This window comes from Allobrachymonas wangyanguii (genome assembly GCF_045055315.1).
Classification (GTDB): domain Bacteria; phylum Pseudomonadota; class Gammaproteobacteria; order Burkholderiales; family Burkholderiaceae_C; genus Brachymonas; species Brachymonas wangyanguii.
In genome coordinates, this window is sequence record NZ_CP173677.1 from 1,156,391 (window position 1) to 1,173,665 (window position 17,275).

General features: G+C 62.0%; 15 protein-coding genes, 5 pseudogenes and 1 other annotated feature. Of the genes and pseudogenes, 13 read left to right on the forward strand and 7 right to left on the reverse strand.

Annotated features, from left to right (window positions below; genetic code table 11):
• Positions 1-9 precede the first annotated feature (9 nt).
• Positions 10-1,629 carry a glutamine-hydrolyzing GMP synthase gene (gene guaA, locus ACI3EV_RS05580; RefSeq protein WP_329770326.1) on the forward strand — a complete coding sequence of 540 codons (1,620 nt, stop codon included), beginning with the start codon at positions 10-12 and terminating at the stop codon, positions 1,627-1,629.
• Positions 1,630-1,937: 308 nt separating this feature from the next.
• A complete protein-coding gene (locus ACI3EV_RS05585; RefSeq protein ID WP_337691982.1) occupies positions 1,938-3,140 on the forward strand; it encodes a tyrosine-type recombinase/integrase in 1,203 nt (400 codons plus the stop codon).
• Between the two features lie 74 nt (positions 3,141-3,214).
• On the opposite strand, the pseudogene ACI3EV_RS05590 reads toward ACI3EV_RS05585, so the two are convergent.
• Positions 3,215-3,358: pseudogene (locus tag ACI3EV_RS05590) on the reverse strand (helix-turn-helix transcriptional regulator); the annotation flags it as partial.
• On the opposite strand from ACI3EV_RS05590, the pseudogene ACI3EV_RS05595 reads away from it, so the two are divergent.
• The 4 genes and pseudogenes from ACI3EV_RS05595 to ACI3EV_RS05610 all read left to right on the forward strand — a co-directional run.
• Positions 3,353-3,646: pseudogene (locus ACI3EV_RS05595) on the forward strand (conjugal transfer protein TrbJ); the annotation flags it as partial. The pseudogenes ACI3EV_RS05590 and ACI3EV_RS05595 sit on opposite strands and share 6 nt — an antisense overlap.
• Before the next feature lie 34 nt (positions 3,647-3,680).
• Positions 3,681-4,310: pseudogene (trbL, locus tag ACI3EV_RS05600) on the forward strand (P-type conjugative transfer protein TrbL); the annotation flags it as partial.
• A gap of 121 nt (positions 4,311-4,431) precedes the next feature.
• Entirely contained in the window at positions 4,432-4,632 is a 201-nt protein-coding gene (mads1, locus tag ACI3EV_RS05605; RefSeq protein ID WP_337691981.1) for a methylation-associated defense system helix-turn-helix domain-containing protein MAD1, read from the forward strand.
• Positions 4,633-4,690: 58 nt separating this feature from the next.
• A pseudogene (locus tag ACI3EV_RS05610) lies at positions 4,691-6,172 on the forward strand (DNA methyltransferase); the annotation flags it as partial.
• Between the two features lie 33 nt (positions 6,173-6,205).
• Here the strand turns inward: ACI3EV_RS05610 and ACI3EV_RS05615 are convergent.
• Positions 6,206-7,440 (reverse strand): IS3 family transposase gene (locus ACI3EV_RS05615; protein WP_323030487.1). Its coding sequence is split into 2 segments (ribosomal slippage): positions 6,206-7,152 and positions 7,152-7,440, totalling 1,236 coding nucleotides; the frame shifts between segments, so codons are not numbered across the junction.
• Positions 7,046-7,162: a sequence feature (AL1L pseudoknot), on the reverse strand. It overlaps the preceding gene by 117 nt.
• A gap of 52 nt (positions 7,441-7,492) precedes the next feature.
• On the opposite strand from ACI3EV_RS05615, the pseudogene ACI3EV_RS05620 reads away from it, so the two are divergent.
• The 6 genes and pseudogenes from ACI3EV_RS05620 to ACI3EV_RS05645 form a co-directional block, all read left to right on the forward strand.
• Positions 7,493-8,470: pseudogene (locus tag ACI3EV_RS05620) on the forward strand (sodium:solute symporter family transporter); the annotation flags it as partial.
• Positions 8,471-8,579: 109 nt separating this feature from the next.
• On the forward strand, positions 8,580-8,855 hold the full coding sequence (locus tag ACI3EV_RS05625; protein WP_337692085.1) for an FmdB family zinc ribbon protein: 276 nt from the start codon (positions 8,580-8,582) through the stop codon (positions 8,853-8,855).
• A 74-nt stretch (positions 8,856-8,929) separates the two neighbouring features.
• Positions 8,930-10,738: an aspartate--tRNA ligase gene (gene aspS / locus ACI3EV_RS05630; RefSeq protein WP_337692086.1), complete on the forward strand. Its 1,809-nt coding sequence runs from the start codon at positions 8,930-8,932 to the stop codon at positions 10,736-10,738.
• 12 nt (positions 10,739-10,750) lie between these two features.
• Positions 10,751-11,545 (forward strand): endonuclease/exonuclease/phosphatase family protein, encoded by a 795-nt coding sequence (locus ACI3EV_RS05635; RefSeq protein WP_337692087.1) that lies wholly within the window; start codon positions 10,751-10,753, stop codon positions 11,543-11,545.
• 104 nt (positions 11,546-11,649) lie between these two features.
• Positions 11,650-12,357 carry a GTP cyclohydrolase I gene (gene folE, locus ACI3EV_RS05640; protein WP_329771372.1) on the forward strand — a complete coding sequence of 236 codons (708 nt, stop codon included), beginning with the start codon at positions 11,650-11,652 and terminating at the stop codon, positions 12,355-12,357.
• Positions 12,358-12,386: 29 nt separating this feature from the next.
• Positions 12,387-12,809: a BLUF domain-containing protein gene (locus ACI3EV_RS05645; RefSeq protein ID WP_337692088.1), complete on the forward strand. Its 423-nt coding sequence runs from the start codon at positions 12,387-12,389 to the stop codon at positions 12,807-12,809.
• 83 nt (positions 12,810-12,892) lie between these two features.
• On the opposite strand, the gene ACI3EV_RS05650 is transcribed toward ACI3EV_RS05645, so the two are convergent.
• The 4 genes from ACI3EV_RS05650 to ACI3EV_RS05665 form a co-directional block, all read right to left on the reverse strand.
• Positions 12,893-13,606: a hypothetical protein gene (locus ACI3EV_RS05650; RefSeq protein ID WP_337692089.1), complete on the reverse strand. Its 714-nt coding sequence runs from the start codon at positions 13,604-13,606 to the stop codon at positions 12,893-12,895.
• The gene (locus ACI3EV_RS05655; RefSeq protein ID WP_337692090.1) at positions 13,596-13,976 is read right to left on the reverse strand and encodes a hypothetical protein; all 381 of its coding nucleotides are present in this window, start codon (positions 13,974-13,976) and stop codon (positions 13,596-13,598) included. Before ACI3EV_RS05655 ends, ACI3EV_RS05650 begins: the two co-directional genes overlap by 11 nt.
• A gap of 192 nt (positions 13,977-14,168) precedes the next feature.
• Positions 14,169-14,537, reverse strand: coding sequence for a glycine zipper domain-containing protein (locus ACI3EV_RS05660; protein ID WP_337692091.1), 369 nt, complete (start codon positions 14,535-14,537; stop codon positions 14,169-14,171).
• A gap of 99 nt (positions 14,538-14,636) precedes the next feature.
• The gene (locus ACI3EV_RS05665; protein ID WP_337692092.1) at positions 14,637-16,001 is read right to left on the reverse strand and encodes a CHASE3 domain-containing protein; all 1,365 of its coding nucleotides are present in this window, start codon (positions 15,999-16,001) and stop codon (positions 14,637-14,639) included.
• Positions 16,002-16,120: 119 nt separating this feature from the next.
• Here ACI3EV_RS05665 and ACI3EV_RS05670 point away from each other — a divergent pair, with 119 nt between their 5' ends.
• Complete coding sequence (locus ACI3EV_RS05670) at positions 16,121-16,753, forward strand: response regulator transcription factor (RefSeq protein ID WP_329771366.1); 633 nt, start codon at positions 16,121-16,123, stop codon at positions 16,751-16,753.
• A gap of 40 nt (positions 16,754-16,793) precedes the next feature.
• Here ACI3EV_RS05670 and ACI3EV_RS05675 read toward each other — a convergent pair whose 3' ends face one another.
• Positions 16,794-17,207: a response regulator transcription factor gene (locus tag ACI3EV_RS05675; RefSeq protein WP_405198049.1), complete on the reverse strand. Its 414-nt coding sequence runs from the start codon at positions 17,205-17,207 to the stop codon at positions 16,794-16,796.
• Positions 17,208-17,275 lie beyond the last annotated feature (68 nt).

Consider the following 17,275-nt stretch of genomic DNA (forward strand, 5'->3'; position numbering starts at 1 on the left):
GACATCCCCATGCAACACGACAAGATCCTCATTCTCGATTTCGGCTCCCAGGTTACCCAGCTGATCGCGCGACGCGTGCGCGAGGCGCATGTGTATTGCGAGGTGCATCCCTGTGACGTGAGCAGCGACTGGGTGCGCGAGTTCGCTGCCGATGGCAAGCTGAAAGGCGTGATCCTGTCGGGCAGCCATGCCAGCGCCTACGAAGAGACGACCGACAAGGCGCCCGATGCCGTGTTCGAGCTGGGCGTGCCGGTGCTGGGCATCTGCTATGGCATGCAGACCATGGCGCTGCAGCTGGGCGGCAAGGTGGAAAGCGGCCACCAGCGCGAGTTTGGTTACGCCGAAGTGCGCGCCCACGGCCACACGCGCCTGCTGAAGGATATTGCCGATTTCACCACGCCGGAAGGCCATGGCATGCTGAAAGTCTGGATGAGCCACGGCGACAAGGTCGCCGAGCTGCCAGCCGGCTTCAAGCTGATGGCCTCCACGCCGAGCTGCCCGATTGCCGGCATGGCCGACGAGGAGCGTGGTTACTACGCCGTACAGTTCCACCCCGAAGTCACGCACACGGTGCAGGGCAGGGCGATGCTGGACCGCTTCGTGCTGGATATCTGCCAGGCGAATCCGGGCTGGGTCATGCGCGACCATATCGAGGAAGCCGTGCAGGCGATTCGCGAGCAGGTCGGTGACGAGGAAGTGATCCTGGGCTTGTCCGGAGGTGTCGATTCCTCCGTGGCGGCGGCGCTGATCCACCGCGCCATTGGCGACCAGCTGACCTGCGTGTTTGTGGACCACGGCCTGTTGCGCCTGAACGAAGGCGACATGGTAATGGACATGTTCGAGGGCAAGCTGCATGCCAAGGTGGTGCGCGTGGATGCCAGCGACCTGTTCCTGGGTGAACTGGCTGGCGTGACCGACCCCGAGCAGAAGCGCAAGATCATTGGCCGCCTGTTCGTGGACGTGTTCAAGGCCGAGGCCGAGAAGCTGAAAGCCAGCGGTGGTGGCCACAAGGGTGCGACCTTCCTGGCGCAGGGCACGATCTACCCGGACGTGATCGAATCCGGTGGTGCCAAGAGCAAGAAGGCGGTGGTCATCAAGAGCCACCACAACGTGGGCGGCCTGCCGGAACAGCTGGGCCTGAAGCTGCTGGAGCCGCTGCGCGATCTATTCAAGGATGAAGTGCGCGAGCTGGGCGTGGCCCTGGGCCTGCCGCACGACATGGTGTATCGCCATCCCTTCCCCGGCCCCGGCCTGGGTGTGCGCATCCTGGGCGAGGTCAAGCGTGAATACGCCGACCTGCTGCGCCGCGCCGATGCGATCTTCATCGAGGAGCTGCGCTCCACCGTCGAGCCCAACAGCGGCAAGAGCTGGTACGACCTGACATCGCAAGCCTTTACCGTATTCCTGCCGGTCAAGAGCGTGGGCGTGATGGGCGATGGCCGCACTTACGACTATGTGGTGGCGCTGCGTGCGGTGCAGACCAGCGACTTCATGACGGCGGATTGGGCGGAGCTGCCTTATAGCTTGTTGAAGCGGGTGAGTGGCAGGATTATTAATGAAGTGCGCGGGATTAATCGCGTGACTTATGATGTTAGCTCTAAGCCGCCGGCTACGATTGAGTGGGAATGATCCCGCGTCTGGCAGGGGTTGGCAAGACGAGGCATCAAGGCAAACCTAACTCATTGTCAGATATGAATTTTATTCCTTGGCGTCTGGCAAGTTCTGGCAACTGATGGCATCGCGAAGCACCGTTTTTTTATGGCATGGCAGATGGTACGATGAGCGACTGATGCCATGTTGAGGGCGCGATACCATGAAGCCATCGGAAGATGGTTCATGGTACTGAAATCATCTAACTTGTTGATTTAGATTGATTTTCACGCCAAGAAAAAGGGTGTTCCCAGCATGGTATAGGACAAAGGAGCCTTGCCAAGACCATGCTGACCGATACCAAGCTGCGCAACCTCAAGCCGAAGGACAAGCTCTACAAGGTGAATGACCGTGACGGCCTCTATGTAGCCGTCACGGCCGCCGGAGCGATCTCGTTCCGCTACAACTACTCGATCCACGGTAGGCAGGAGACCATCACCTTCGGCCGCTACGGTGTCGGCGGCATCACCCTGGCGGAAGCCCGCGAGCGGTTGGGCGAGGCCAAGAAGATGGTCGCGGCCGGGAAGTCACCGGCCAAGGAGAAGGCGCGGGATAAGGCCCGCGTCAAGGACGCGGAGACGTTCGGTGCCTGGGCGGAAAAGTGGCTGCGCGGCTACCAGATGGCCGACTCCACCCGCGACATGCGCCGCTCAGTCTACGAGCGCGACTTGAAGCCGAAATTCGGCAATCAGAAGCTGGTGGAGATTACCCACGAGGACTTGCGGGCACTGACCGATGCCATCGTGGAGCGCGGCGCGCCGGCAACGGCAGTGCATGTCCGCGAGGTGGTGATGCAGGTCTATCGCTGGGCCATCGAGCGTGGCCAGAGGGTCGAGAACCCGGCGGAGCTGGTGCGCCCAACGTCCATCGCCAAATTCGAGCCGCGCGACCGTGCGCTGACGCCCGACGAGATCGGCCTGATGTACCAGTACATGGAGCGCATCGGCACAGCGCCATCCATTCGGGCGGCGGCCAAGCTGCTGTTGTTGACGATGGTGCGCAAGAGCGAGCTGACCAACGCGACCTGGAGCGAGATCAATTTCAGCGACGCGCTTTGGACGATCCCGAGGGAGCGGATGAAGCGGCGCAATCCGCACTTGGTGTTTCTGTCCCGCCAGGCGCTGGACATCTTCATTGCCCTGAAAACCTTCGCCGGTGGATCGGACTACGTGCTGCCGTCGCGGTACGACTCGGACCTACCCATGAGCAGCGCCACGCTCAACCAGGTGCTGACGCTGACGTATCGGCTGGCGCAGAAGGAGGGAAAGCCGCTCGCCAAGTTCGGGCCGCATGACTTGCGGCGCACGGCCAGCACGTTGTTGCACGAGGCCGGCTACAACACGGACTGGATCGAGAAGTGCCTGGCGCACGAGCAGAGAGGCGTCAGGGCCGTCTACAACAAGGCCGAGTACCGCGAGCAGCGGACGGCGATGTTGCAGGACTGGGCGGACATGATCGACGAATGGACGCTCAAGCGGCCGAAGGCGTAAGTAGGCGGCGCCTCCAGAACAGCGACCTTGGCCTCGGCTGTCATTGACACTTGAGGGGCGCGGCGTTTTAGCGGCTAAAAAGCGGTGGCTGCGACCGGCGAGGTGAAGCCGGGCCGCATGGCCTGCGTGCCCGATGACTTGCGCGCCTCGATCCATTCCTCGATTTCTGCCAAGTCCCAGGCGACGTTTCGGTTGGTGAGTGCGATCCGACGCGGGAACGCAACCTGACCGCTGACGCTCGCCAGCTCGAACGGCTCCAGTCAGCAGCGCAGGGTGCAACCGGCCAGATGCAGGCCATCGGCTTCGCCAATCAGCTCGCCGCCAACCAGGCAAACCAGCTCCTACAAATCCGTGGCCTGCTGATCGCGCAGCAGAACGCCGCGACGGCCAGGATGCAGGCGCAGGCCGACCTAGATGCGCAACAGCAGGCCGCCGGCGCGACTTCCCGGGAGTCCAGGATCGAGCGCACGGCCAGCCCGAAGAACTGGCTCGAACTGACCCGCTGACGGAGGCCCTGCACCATGAAGAAAACGATGCTCTTTCATGGTGCTGCGCAAGGCCGACATTGGCGAGTTCTTCGCCGAATTCATCAGGTTCATCCTGTTCTTCGGCTTCTTCCTCTGGCTGTTGCGCTATGGCCCGACCTTCGCCAACTCGATCATCCAGTCATTGGCCCGGCTTGGTGAGCAGGCGTCCGGGGTGGCGTCGGTGACACCCTCGGACATCGTGGATATTGGCTTCATGATCTTGAAGCAGGCATTCAGGAACTCGTCGATCTGGTCGCCCGTGGATAGTTTTATCGGTGTGGCCTTGAGCGTCGGCATCCTGATCCTGCTTGCAGTTGTTGCGGTGAATATGTTGCTGCTGCTCGTCTCGGCCTGGCTGCTGATGTACGCCGGCATCTTCTTCCTTGGCTTCGGCGGCTCGCGCTGGACTTCGGACATGGCGATCAACTACTACAAGACCGTGCTGGGCGTGGGCGTGCAAATCATGACGATGGTGCTCCTGGTAGGCATCGGGAGCGACCTGCTTTCCAGCTTCTACGCCAGGATGAACACCGGCACCCTGAACTTTGAAGAGCTGGGCGTGATGCTGGTTTTCTGCGTGGCGTTGCTGATGCTGGTCAACCGTGTGCCGCCACTGATCGCCGGCATCATTTCTGGCACGGGCAGTGCCCGCCGAATCAATGGCTTCTCGCCATCACATTCGGGCTCCATTTGGGCTGATATAAGGGTAAACTTGGCCAAACTTTGGAAGACTTCGCCGTGCGACACCAAGCGAGCCGCCTGACGTGAACCAACCCGATACCGAAATTCTCACGCTGGACGAAGTGGCGGTCTACCTCAAGGCAGGGAAGAAGACCGTGTACCGGCTGGCCCAGCAGGGGGAGATACCGGGATTCAAGCTGGGCGGCACCTGGCGGTTTCGTCGCAGCGAGTTGGATCGCTGGATTGCCGCGCAGATAGCCGAGAAAACGCAGGACAAGACATGAGCACCCCGCACAACAGCAACAGCCAGGCGGCCTCGCTCAGAGGGAGGGCTACCCGCCCATGAACGCCGTAGAAATCGAACAAGCCATCACAGACCTTGCGGAGCAGCCCTTTGACCCCGCAGAGTTCCCCTACGCCTTCCTTGAAGCCTTTGGCAACAAGGCGACGACCATCAAGCGCCTGCGCGCGGGGGCGTCGAACAAGTCCGACCTCGGCGGTGTTCTCCAGACCAGCAACATCCACATCCTGACCTGCGACGCTGGGCGGGTGACGCAGACGCTGGCCGCTCTCAAGGTCAGCCCGGCGACGGCCAAGGCCAAGGCGAAGTTCATCCTCGCAACCGACGGCACGGACTTCGAGGCCGAAGACCTGACCAGCGGCGAGACCGTCGCCTGTGCCTTCAAGGACTTCCCAGATCACTTCGGCTTCTTCCTGCCGCTGGCGGGCATCAGCACCGTTCGCCAGATCAGCGAGAACGCCTTCGACATCCGGGCCACGAGCCGCCTGAATCGCCTGTACGTCGAACTGCTGAAAGACAACCCTGAATGGGGCACGGCGGAGCGTCGGCACGACATGAACAAGCTCATGGCGCGGCTGATTTTCTGCTTCTTCGCCGAGGACACCGACATCTTCGTCGGCAAGGGGCGCTTCACCGAAACCATCGCTCAGATGAGCGCCAAAGACTCGTCCAACACGCATGACGTCATCGCCACGCTGTTTCGCACGATGAACACCAAGCGCGAGGACCGGGCCGCAGCCAAGGTTCCCCGATGGGCCGAAGACTTCCCCTACGTCAACGGGCAGTTGTTCTCCGGCAGCGACGACGTGCCGCGATTCAGCAAGATCGCCCGGTCCTACCTGCTGCACGTCGGCGGGTTGGACTGGACCAAGATCAACCCGGACATCTTCGGCTCGATGATCCAGGCTGTCACCGAGGACGAGGAGCGTGGCGAGCTGGGGATGCACTACACCAGTGTTCCCAACATCCTGAAGGTGCTGAACCCGCTGTTTCTCGACGACCTGCGTGCAAAGCTGGAAGAGGCGGGCGACAACCCGCGCACCTTGCACAACCTGCGCAAGCGCATCGCCAAGATTAGAGTTTTCGACCCGGCTTGCGGTTCGGGAAACTTCCTGGTGATCGCCTACAAGGAGATGCGCGCCATCGAGGCAGAGATCAACAAGCGGCGTGGCGAACCAGATCGTGCGTCCGACATCCCGCTTACCAACTTTCGTGGGATCGAACTGCGTGATTTCCCGGCGGAGATTGCCCGCCTTGCTCTGGTCATCGCCGAGTATCAGTGCGATGTGCTGTACCGGGGCCAGAGGCTGGCGTTGGCCGAGTTTCTGCCCTTGCGCAACGAGAACTGGATCACGTGTCACAACGCACTTCGGATTGACTGGTTGAGCGTATGCCCTCCGACGGGTACCGGCGTGAAGTTGCAGGCGGACGACCTGTTCGAGTCGCCGCTGGAGCAAGCCGAGATCGACTTTCAGAACGAAGGCGGCGAGACGTACATCTGTGGCAACCCGCCATACCTAGGTGAACCGCCCCGGGTTTCGAGGAGGCTGGTTGGTTTAAGTGGACACCTCTGCCAAGGTGTTGCTGTCGGCAAGTTGCCTCCAGTAGTTTGCCTCAGCTTCTGCCGGCGGGATACCCCCGATCGGCGTGAGCAGTCGGACGTGGTTGAACCAGTGCACCCATTGCAGGGTCGCCAGTTCCACGGCTTCCCTGGTCTTCCAGGGGCCCCGGCGATGAATCAGTTCGGCCTTGTATAGCCCGTTGATGGTCTCGGCCAGCGCGTTGTCGTAGCTGTCGCCTTTGCTTCCCACTGATGGCTGGATACCTGCCAGGCCCAGCCGCTCGGTGTAACGGATGCTGACGTACTGGCTGCCCCTGTCGCTGTGGTGCGTCAAGGCATGCGCTGCTGGCTGGCGCTCATACAGGGCCTGTTCCAGCGCATCGAGCACAAAGTCCGTGTGCATGCTGCGGCTGACACGCCAGCCCACGATGCGCCGGGCGTACACATCCACCACGAAGGCCACGTACAGCCAGCCCTGCCAGGTGCTGACGTACGTGAAGTCCGACACCCACAGCTCGTTGGGCCGGCTGGCCTTAAACAGCCGGTTGACATGGTCCAGCGGGCACGGCACTGATGTGTCCGGCGTGGTGGTGCGCATCGTCTTGCCTCTGCGTGCCCCTTGCAAGCCCATGGTACGCATCAGCCGCTCGACTGTGCACCGCGCCACCCGGATGCCCTCGCGGTTCATCTGCAGCCAGACCTTGTCGGCGCCATAGACCTGCCAGTTGGCATGCCACACGCGCTGGATGTCGGCTTTCAAATGGTCGTCATGCTGGGCACGTGCGCTGCGCAGTTGCGGGTTGCGTTGCCGGGCCGCATGGCGCCAGTAACACGACGGGGCCATCTGCAGCACCCGGCAGATGGGCTCGACCCCGTAGTCATCGCGGTGGCGGTCGATATAGGCCTTCACTTCCTGAGCTGGCGGTCGAGCTCCGCCTGCGCGAAAAACGCACTGGCAGTTTTGAGGATCTCATTGGCACGGCGCAGCTCCTTGACTTCGCGCTCCAGTTCCTTGATGCGTCGCGCATCCGAGGTCGTGGTACCCGCACGCAGGCCAGCGTCGATCTCGGCTCTCTTGACCCAATCGTGCAGGGTTTGCGGCACACAGCCAATCTTCGGCGCAATCGATTCGATAGCTGCCCACAACGAAGGGTACTCGGCTCGATGCTCCTGCACCATGCGCACAGCGCGCTCGCGCACTTCCGGGGAAAACTTGTTGGACTTGTTCATGGCTCCATCTTCTCAAGAGTTGGGGCCTCCTCCAAACCCGGGGCGGTTCAATACCCTGATTGGCGGCATGTGGTCGGTGGCCGTGACCGATTTCGTGCAGATGATCGTACTGATCGTCGGTCTGCTGCTGCTGGCCTATTTCGCCAGCGACATGGCAGGCGGCCTGGAGCCGGTGCTGGAGTTGGCTTCCAGCAGGGATCTGCTGCGCTTCTGGCCCGAGCCGACCTATGGCGAAATGCTGGCCTTTTTTGCTGCGGCCATCACCATGATGCTGGGCTCGATTCCGCAGCAGGACGTGTTCCAGCGCGTGATGTCGGCGCGTGACGTGCGTGCCGCCACCATCGGTCCGGTGATTGGCGGCAGCATGTACATCCTGTTTGCCTTCGTGCCGATTTTCCTGGTGGCGACGGCACTGATCGTCATGCCCGAACAGGCCGAGGCGCTGATTGCCGACGATCCGCAGAAGGTGCTGCCAACGCTGGTGATGGAGAAGATGCCGTTTGCGATGCAGGTGGTGTTCTTTGGCGCGCTGCTGTCGGCGATCAAGTCCTGTGCCTCGGCCACGCTGCTGGCGCCCACGACTACCTTCGTTGAAAACATCTTGCGCCATTTCGTGCAGATGGATGACCGCGCTACGCTCAAGGCGATGCGCTGGGCGGTGCTGGGCTTCTCCGCCATCGTGCTGGCCTACGCGATTGCGATGGAAGGCACCTCGATCTACGAGATGGTGTCCGGTGCCTACCAGGTGCCGCTGGTGGGGGCCTTCATCCCGCTGACCTTTGGCCTGTACTGGAAGCGGGCCACCAGCCAGGGCGGTATCGCCGCCTGCGTGCTGGGTGTCGGCGTCTGGCTGCTGTTCATGTTCATGCCGGGCTGGGATGCCGCGTTCCCGCAGCAACTGGCCGGTGTGCTGGCGTCGCTGTTCGGCATGCTGGCGGGCTCGCTGCTGCCGCAGTGGGTGCCGAATATGCAGGGCCACGTGCCGCACTTTGAAGGTACGCCGCCGCAGGAAGGCCGCCTGATTGCCTGAGTACACTGCTGCGCTGCGGGAGTAGTGCGGCAGTTTTCGCCCCAGACTTTATAATCGGGAATGGCTTGCCTGCGCCGCAGGCTCCGCTTTTTCCGTATCTGATAGTTCCATGCCGATTTATGCCTATGGCTGCCAAGCGTGCGGCCACACTTTTGATGTGCTCCAGAAGATCAGCGATGCCCCGCTGACCACCTGTCCCCAGTGTTCCGCCGAGTCCCTGCAGAAACAGGTAACCGCCGCCGGTTTCCAGCTCAAGGGTTCCGGCTGGTATGTGACTGATTTCCGCGGTGGCAGCAGCGCCAGTGCCGGCTCCAAGCCGGCGGCCGATAGCCCGGCTGCGGCAACTCCCGGCGCCAGCAGCACCTCATCTTCTTCTACCGACTGAACGCCGGCCGGCGTTCCGTCTCCAACACACAAACCAAGCATGTGCCCGTTGCAACGGGCCAGAAAGACTGAAAAATGGCAATGCGTTCGATGTACTGCGGTCAGGTGACCGAGGCCCAGCTGGGCGAAACCGTGACCCTGTGTGGCTGGGTCAACCGCCGTCGTGACCATGGTGGCGTGATCTTCATCGACCTGCGTGACCGCGAGGGTTATGTGCAGGTGGTGTGCGATCCGGACCGTCCCGAGATGTTCCAGGTGGCGGAAGACATCCGCAACGAGTTCTGCGTGCAGATCAAGGGTCTGGTGCGCGCGCGTCCCGAAGGCACGACCAACGACAACATTGCCTCCGGCAAGATCGAGGTGCTGTGCCACGAGCTGAACGTGCTGAATGCTTCTGTCACGCCGCCGTTCCAGCTGGACGACGACAACCTGAGCGAGACCACGCGCCTGACGCATCGTGTGCTGGACCTGCGCCGCCCCTACATGCAGCGCAACCTGATGCTGCGCTACAAGGTGGCGATGGAAGTGCGCAAGTTCCTGGATGCCAATGGCTTCATCGACATCGAGACGCCGATGCTGACCAAGAGCACGCCCGAAGGCGCGCGTGACTACCTGGTGCCGAGCCGTGTGCACGATGGCCATTTCTTTGCGCTGCCGCAGTCGCCGCAGCTGTTCAAGCAGCTGCTGATGGTGGCCGGTTACGACCGCTACTACCAGATCACCAAGTGCTTCCGTGACGAAGACCTGCGCGCCGACCGCCAGCCCGAATTCACGCAGATCGACATCGAGACGTCTTTCCTGGGTGAAGAAGAGATCCGCGCGCTGTTCCAGGACATGATCAAGACGGTGTTCCGCAACACCATGGATGTGGATCTGGGCGAATTCCCCGTGATGCAGTTCTCCGAAGCGATGCACCGCTTTGGTTCCGACAAGCCGGACCTGCGCGTCAAGCTGGAATTCACCGAGCTGACCGATGTCATGGCCGATGTGGATTTCAAGGTGTTCAGCACGCCTGCTACCATGGGCGGTGGCCGCGTGGTGGCGCTGCGCGTACCGAACGGCAACCAGTTGACCCGTGGCGAGATCGACGGCTACACCGAGTTCGTCAAGATCTACGGCGCCAAGGGCCTGGCCTGGATCAAGGTCAACGAGAAGGCCAAGGGCCGCGAAGGCCTGCAGAGCCCGATCGTGAAGAACCTGCACGATGCCGCGCTGCAGGCGATCCTGGAGCGTACCGGTGCCAATGATGGCGACCTGATCTTTTTTGGTGCCGACAAGGCCAAGGTGGTGAACGACGCCATCGGCGCGCTGCGCCTGAAGATCGGCCACAGTGATTTCGGCAAGAACAACGGCCTGTTCGACGACCGCTGGGCACCGCTGTGGGTGGTGGACTTCCCGATGTTCGAATACGACGAGGAAGATGACCGCTGGAACGCCATGCACCATCCCTTCACTTCGCCGAAGGATGGCCATGAAGACTACATGGACAGCGATCCGTCCAAGTGCGTGGCCAAGGCCTACGACATGGTGCTGAACGGCTGGGAGCTGGGTGGCGGCTCGGTGCGTATCCATCGTGCCGAGGTGCAGAGCAAGGTGTTCAACGCGCTCAAGATCGGTCCGGAAGAAGCCCAGCTCAAGTTCGGCTTCCTGCTGGATGCGCTGCAGTACGGCGCACCGCCGCACGGTGGCCTGGCTTTCGGTCTGGACCGCCTGATCACGCTGATGACGCGTGCCGAATCGATCCGTGACGTGATCGCCTTCCCGAAGACGCAGCGCGCCCAGTGTCTGCTAACGCAGGCACCGAGCTCGGTGGACGAGAAGCAGCTGCGCGAGCTGCACATCCGCCTGCGCAACCCGGTCTCCACCGAGGCGCGCCAGGGCTGATCCAGCGCCGTCATGACGCCGCCGATTCCGACCGACCTGCCACGCGAGCAAGTGCTGCGCGTGGCCACCTACAACATCCACAAGGGTGTGCAGGGCATGGGTCCGATGAGTCGGCTCGAAATCCACAACCTGCAGCAGGCCATCCGTCAGCTCGACGCCGATGTGGTCTGCCTGCAGGAGGTGCGCAAGCTGAACCGCCAGTGGGAACGCAAGTTCAACGACTGGCCGCGCCAGAGCCAGGCCGACTTCCTGGCCGACACGCATTACCAGGCCGTGTATGTCACCAATGCCACCACCAAGCACGGCGAGCACGGCAATGCGTTGCTGACGCGCGGCGAGGTGGCACGGCACCAGCACGAGGATATGTCGGACCACCGTTTCGAGCAGCGTGGCTTGCTGCACAGCGAGATCACGGTGCGCGGCCGCTGCATCCACGTGATCGTGGTGCATCTGGGGCTGATTGCCGCCAGCCGCGTGCGCCAGGTGCAGCAGCTGATCGACTTCGTGCTGCGCGAGATTCCCGAAGACGAGCCGCTGGTGATTGCCGGTGACTTCAACGACTGGGGCAAGCGCCTGACGCGTTTCATGGACCAGGCCGGCCTGTTGTGCGAGCATGGTCTGCCGGCGTACCGTACCTACCCGTCCACGCTGCCGCTGACCCAGCTCGATTTCATCTATTACCGTGGCCTGCAGATGCTGCGCCAGTTCGTGCCGCAGAAGGCCACGCTGGAATCGACCACGGGTCTGCGTTCCTGGGCGCGGCTGTCGGATCACCTGCCACTGGTGGCCGATTTCGTGCTCGAATAATAAATTTCAGCTGCCATCCGTCAGGGCTTGCCGGAATGCCGGCAGCCGGGGCAGGGTGGTGGTATGCTGCACTTTTGCCATTCTGTTGCGATTATCCTGAATCCATGACCACTCCCCAGCCTCCCCAAGACGAAGGGACACCGGTATCGGTGAAGATCCGCGAGCGCCTGCTGGCGGCTCGCAAGCGTTTCCACGCCAACGACAATATTGCCGACTACCTGCAGCCGGGCGAGCTGGAGCAGCTGCTGGACGAAGTCGAGCAGAAGATGCAGGGCGTGCTTGACAGCATGGTGATCGATACCGCCAACGACCACAACACCGACAACACGGCGCGGCGCGTGGCCAAGATGTACCTGAAGGAAGTCTTTGCCGGCCGTTACGTCAAGCCGCCGGTGCTGACCGAATTTCCCAACGCCGAGCACCTGAACGAGCTGATGATCGTCGGCCCGATCACGGTGCGCAGCGCCTGCTCGCACCACCTGGTGCCGGTGATCGGCAAGCTGTGGATTGGCGTGATGCCGAACGAGCACACCAACGTGATCGGCCTGTCCAAGTATGCGCGCCTGGCCGAGTGGGTCATGAGCCGCCCGCAGATCCAGGAGGAGGCAGTCATCCAGCTGGCCGACCTGATCCAGAAGAAGACCCATCCTGATGGCCTGGCGCTGGTGATGCAGGCCAGCCACTACTGCATGGCCTGGCGTGGCGTGAAGGACATGGACAGCAAGATGCTGAACTCGGTAATGCGTGGCGTGTTCCTGAAGGATCCCAACCTGCGCCGAGAATTCCTGTCGCTGATTCCGTTCAAGGACTGATTGTTTTCTGATTTTCCGGGAGAGAGACCATGCTGGTCAGATTGTTGTATGTAAGCCGTGCCACCCAGTCCACCACCGAGAGCCTGGAGGTGATCCTGCAGCGCGCGCGCCGGCACAATGCCGAGCATGGCATTACCGGCATCCTGTGCTACAGCAACAATATCTTCATGCAGCTGCTGGAAGGCAGCCGCGAGGAAGTCAACCGCCTGTACACCGAGATCCAGCGCAGCGTGCACCACACCGATGTGCAGCTGCTGCATTACGATGAAATCACCGAGCGCCAGTACCCGGGCTGGACCATGGGCCTGGTCGATATCGGCGAGCTCAACACCTCTGTCATCCTGAAATATTCCGAAGGTGCGGATTTCAATCCGTATGCCAACTCCGGCTGGATGTCGCTGGCGATACTGGAGGAGCTGGCCGCCACGGCCCAGGTGGTGGGACGCGGCTGAGGCCGGTTCGTCCCGATCCGGGCAGCCATCAAAAAAGCGCCGTACCCGTCAGGGTCGGCGCTTTTGCTTGGGCGCAGGGACTCTCAGCCCGACGACTTGCCGTTGCGCAGCAGGCTGTCGGTCACCATGCCCCAGAGCGAGGATAGGCGCATGCGGCGGATTTCGCGGTTCACGCTGTTGCGTGCCATGTTGCGCGTGCGGTTCCAGCGCCAGGGGCGCAGCACGACCACGGCCGCGCCTACCGCAGCAGCAATCGCCAGCACCTGCAGCGGCTTGCGCTTGGCGTAGCGCTCCAGTAGCGGCGTACCTACGGTGAGGGCGAGCTTGGCCGGATGACGCGCCCACCAGGCCTGCAACAGTTGCTGGCCGGCGGCCAGCGCTGCGCCGGCAATCGGACCCAGATCGCGTTCCTGCAGCATGGCCAGTGGATTGCTGGTCGAGTTTGCCTGACGCGCCGCACGACGCTGACGGGAAGCAGGAGCCGGCTCTGCTGCTGCATCGGGCTGCGGCGACCTGGCTGCCATGGCGGCGACAGGGCGGGGCTGGGCAGGGGGGGCCGCAGGCTCGGGTTCTGCCGGTGGCGCAGGCGGTGCGGATTCCGGCAGCGTGGCAGCGGTCTTGGGCAGGGAGGCATTCCAGGCCTTTTCCAGCTCCAGCAGGCGCTGCAGGTCGGGATCATCTTCGATCGAGACCGGGCGGTTCAGGCTGCGGCGCAGCTTGTAGCGTGACAGCGCCAGGCGCAGTTGTGGCGGCAGCGTATCGATGAACTGGAGTTGTTGCGGGGCTTTATCGGTCACGGCGTTCTCCTGCGGCTTGCAGCAGTTCCACATCGGCAGTGAACTGGCGCTTGACTTCGGCCACTTCCATCTGGATGACGGGTTTGCGCGTCATGGACCAGCCGATCACGGCCAGCAGCAGGAACAGGCAGGGCACGACGGCGAGAATCCAGTGGAAACTGCCTTGCAGCAGCCCCAGCATCAGGGCGGTACCACCCAGGATCAGGAACAGCAGCATGCCGATGGCCAGTAGAACCCATCCGATCAGGACATGGACCAGATTGGATGCGGCACCACGGGTTTCCTGCTTGAACAGGTCCAGATAATTGTGCAGGTGATCGATGATCAGTTCCGGACGCTTGATCATCACCTTGAGCAGAGGGTGAAGCATAGGGGCAGCGGGGGTGGGGTTCCGGAAGCGCACCAGCCTGGTGTGGCTGGCGCAAGAAAAAGACCGCAGGTGCAACGTACAGGGCATGAGCCCAGTACCGCAGGCTGCGGTCTGGTGGACTGGCCAGATTGCCGGGAAGTGCTCAGGCCATCAGGAGACGGACTGGCAGGTCACGGCAGTCAGCAAGCCAGATCAGTCGCGACCACGCAGCATCAGCAGGACGGCAGCCGTCAGGGCACCCACGCCTGCGGCGATGGCGACCGACTTCAGCGGCTGTTCTTCCACATAGTGGCTGGTGACGTCAGCAGCGTGCTGAACCTGGCGCTTGGCGCGGTCACGCGTTTCGCCGGCCTTTTCCATGCCGACGCGGGCGTACTCGTGGGCACGCTGGTTCAGCTGGTCGATGGCCTCACCTGCGCGCGAACGGGCAGCTGTCAGGCGCTCGCTCGCGTTCTCCAGCACGTTGCTGGCAGTACGCAGGGTCTTGTCAGCAGCTTCCTGGGTGGTGCTTGCAGCATCGTCGATCAGCTTGTCGGCAGAGGTTTGCAGGTTGTTTTCCATCGAAATCTCCTTAAGTGAGGGAAATGGGGTTGTCTGTATGTATATGGTACCTGCATCCGGGAGTTCAAGCGTAGTCGGGCCGTGACAAGACGTGTAGGACTATGCCGGACGCTCCTCCTGCGGCAGCTGCGCCGAGATGCGCGTGCCTTCGCCCGGTGCGGAATCGATCTTGATGCTGCCGCCCTGGGTATCCACGCGGTAGCTCATGCCGGACAGACCGTGTGAGCCCGCAGGCAGCTGCTGGTTCGGATCAAAGCCTGCGCCATTGTCTTCCACCAGAATGCGCGCCATGGAGCCTTCGTCCGTCAGCGTGATGCGGACTTCGCTGGCCTTGGCGTATTTGCTGATGTTGGTCAGCGCTTCCTGGATCAGGCGGTAGACCGTCAGCGCCTTGTCCTTGTTCAGCGTGACGTAATCGAAATGCGTCACCACCTTCAGGCCGCTCTTCTCGGCATACTCGCGCGCCTGGATCTCCAGTGCCGGCACCAGGCCCAGGTTGCTGAGGGCGGAAGGTGACAGGTCCTCGATGATGCGGCGCTTGAGCGCGATGCCCTGGTTCAGCGTGTCGGTCAGGTGTTGGATGCGGCCTAGCAGCTCGCTGCTGTCGGGCAGCTGGCCTATGCGTGATTTCAGGCGTGCCACGTCCAGCTTGGCCGCGGTCAGCAGGGCGCCCAGTTCGTCATGCAGCTCGCGCGACAGGCGGGTACGCTCGTTCTCGCGTACCTGTTGCAGGTTGGCGGCCAGCATGCGCAGACTGGTGGTGCGCTCCTGCACCATCTGGTCCAGCTTGTTGCGTTCGTCGGCCAGCTGCTGGCGGACACTGGCCTCAAAGTCCTGGTGCTTGTAGGTTTCGCGCCAGAGCAGCAGGAACAGCACGATCACCAGCAGGATGGCGCTGCCCATGGTGATGCGGGTGGTGGTCAGCGACTCCTGCATGCGGGCTTCAAAGCGCTGGATGCGCAACGTATTGAAGCTGATCAGCTGCATGCCCTGGGCGCGAATCTGCGAGATCACGCGTTTCTTGTGCGGCGTTTCCGCAATCGAGATCCAGGCCTTTTCATGGCCAGCGAGGTGCAGTTCCAGCGTGTTGCGCATCAGCCGGTTTTTTTCGCGGATCAGGTTGCTCAGGGTCTGCATGCCCCTGCGGGTATTGATATTGCTGGCATCGGCTCCGGGGTGCGGGTCTTCAGCCAACAGGGATTCGATGCTGGCCAGTTGCTTCTCCATGTCCATCATGAAGGCCGTGAAATCGTTATGGAAGGCCTTGTCGCCGGTCAGCATGAAGCTGCGCTGGCTGGATTCGGCATTGGCCACGCCCAGCAGCAGGTTGGTGACCAGCACGTTGCTGCGCTGCGCATAGGTGGCGTAGCGGAAGGCAGCCTGGTTGCCACGGTAGGATATTTCATTCAGCAGCAGCATGCCGATGCAGGAAAGCAGCACCAGCACGGTCAGAATTTTTCGCATGCGCGGGCTGGGAGTCCAGTTGCCGCTTGAGTCTCGGGTTAACATCGTTCTCGGTAGAAGGTGGCAGATGCTGCCTTTATGTCTGCGAAAGCAGCGTTATTGGCAGGAGTACTTGCATCATGATCAAGGTAGGTATCGTAGACGACCACGCGATTGTTCGCGCAGGATTGCGCCAGTTTTTTTCCGAACAGGTGGATTTGCGCGTGGTAGGCGAGGCCGCCAGTGGCCGCGAGGCGATTGACCTGGTGCGCCAGCAGGAGCTGGACGTGCTGGTGATGGACCTGTCCATGCCGGAACAGAGCGGCATGGATGCGCTGGGCATGATCCGTGCCAAGGCCCCGGATCTGGGTGTGCTGATCCTCAGCGGCTATCCGGAAGAACATTACGCCACCAACCTGATCCGCCAGGGTGCCAGCGGCTTCCTGAACAAGGAGTGCGAGCCGGACGAGATCGTCACCGCCATCCGCACGATTGCCACCGGCAAGCGCTATATCAGCGCCAGCGTGGCGGATCTGCTGGCACAGCAGCTGGGCAAGTCCGGTGACGGTCTGCCGCACGAGCAGCTGTCCGAACGCGAGTTCCAGGTGTTCCTGAAACTGGCCAAGGGCGTGACGGCCAGTGATATCGCCGACGAGCTGTCGTTGAGCGTGAAGACGGTGAGTACCTACCGCACGCGGCTGATGGAGAAGATGAACCTCAGCACCAATAGTGACCTGACCTATTACGCGCTGAAAAACCGTCTGATCGATTGAGCTGCAGGGTAGGGCGCTGCGCGTGCCGCAGCGCCGGCGCTCAATTCGCGATCTCGACAAAATAGTCGATCAGTGCGTCGATTTCCCTCGACTTGTCAAAGAAGCGATCCACACCGAGCTGGAAGCAGCGTTCGCGCACGTCCTCGTTGGCGTAGTTGCTGAACACCACCATCTTCTTGTCGATCGGCCTGTCCTTGCAGGCCTCGATCACGCCGATGCCGCTGCCCTCCTTGAGGAACAGGTCGACAATGGCGACATCCCACTCCGGCAGATGCTGGCTCAGCCAGTTCACGCCTTCCTGCTCGGTTTCGGCTACCCCGACCGTTTCTACGGCGGCGAGCTCTTCCAGGGTGTCGACCAGGTTGTCACGAATGACGGGATTGTCTTCGACGATGAAGATTTTGAGTCCCACGGCTATCTCGGGTTGGTACTGCTGCAATATGGGGATGGTCATGGTGTGGTTGGATCAGAACGGACAACAGTGTTGTCCACGGTCACCATGATCACCTCTATAAAAATGAA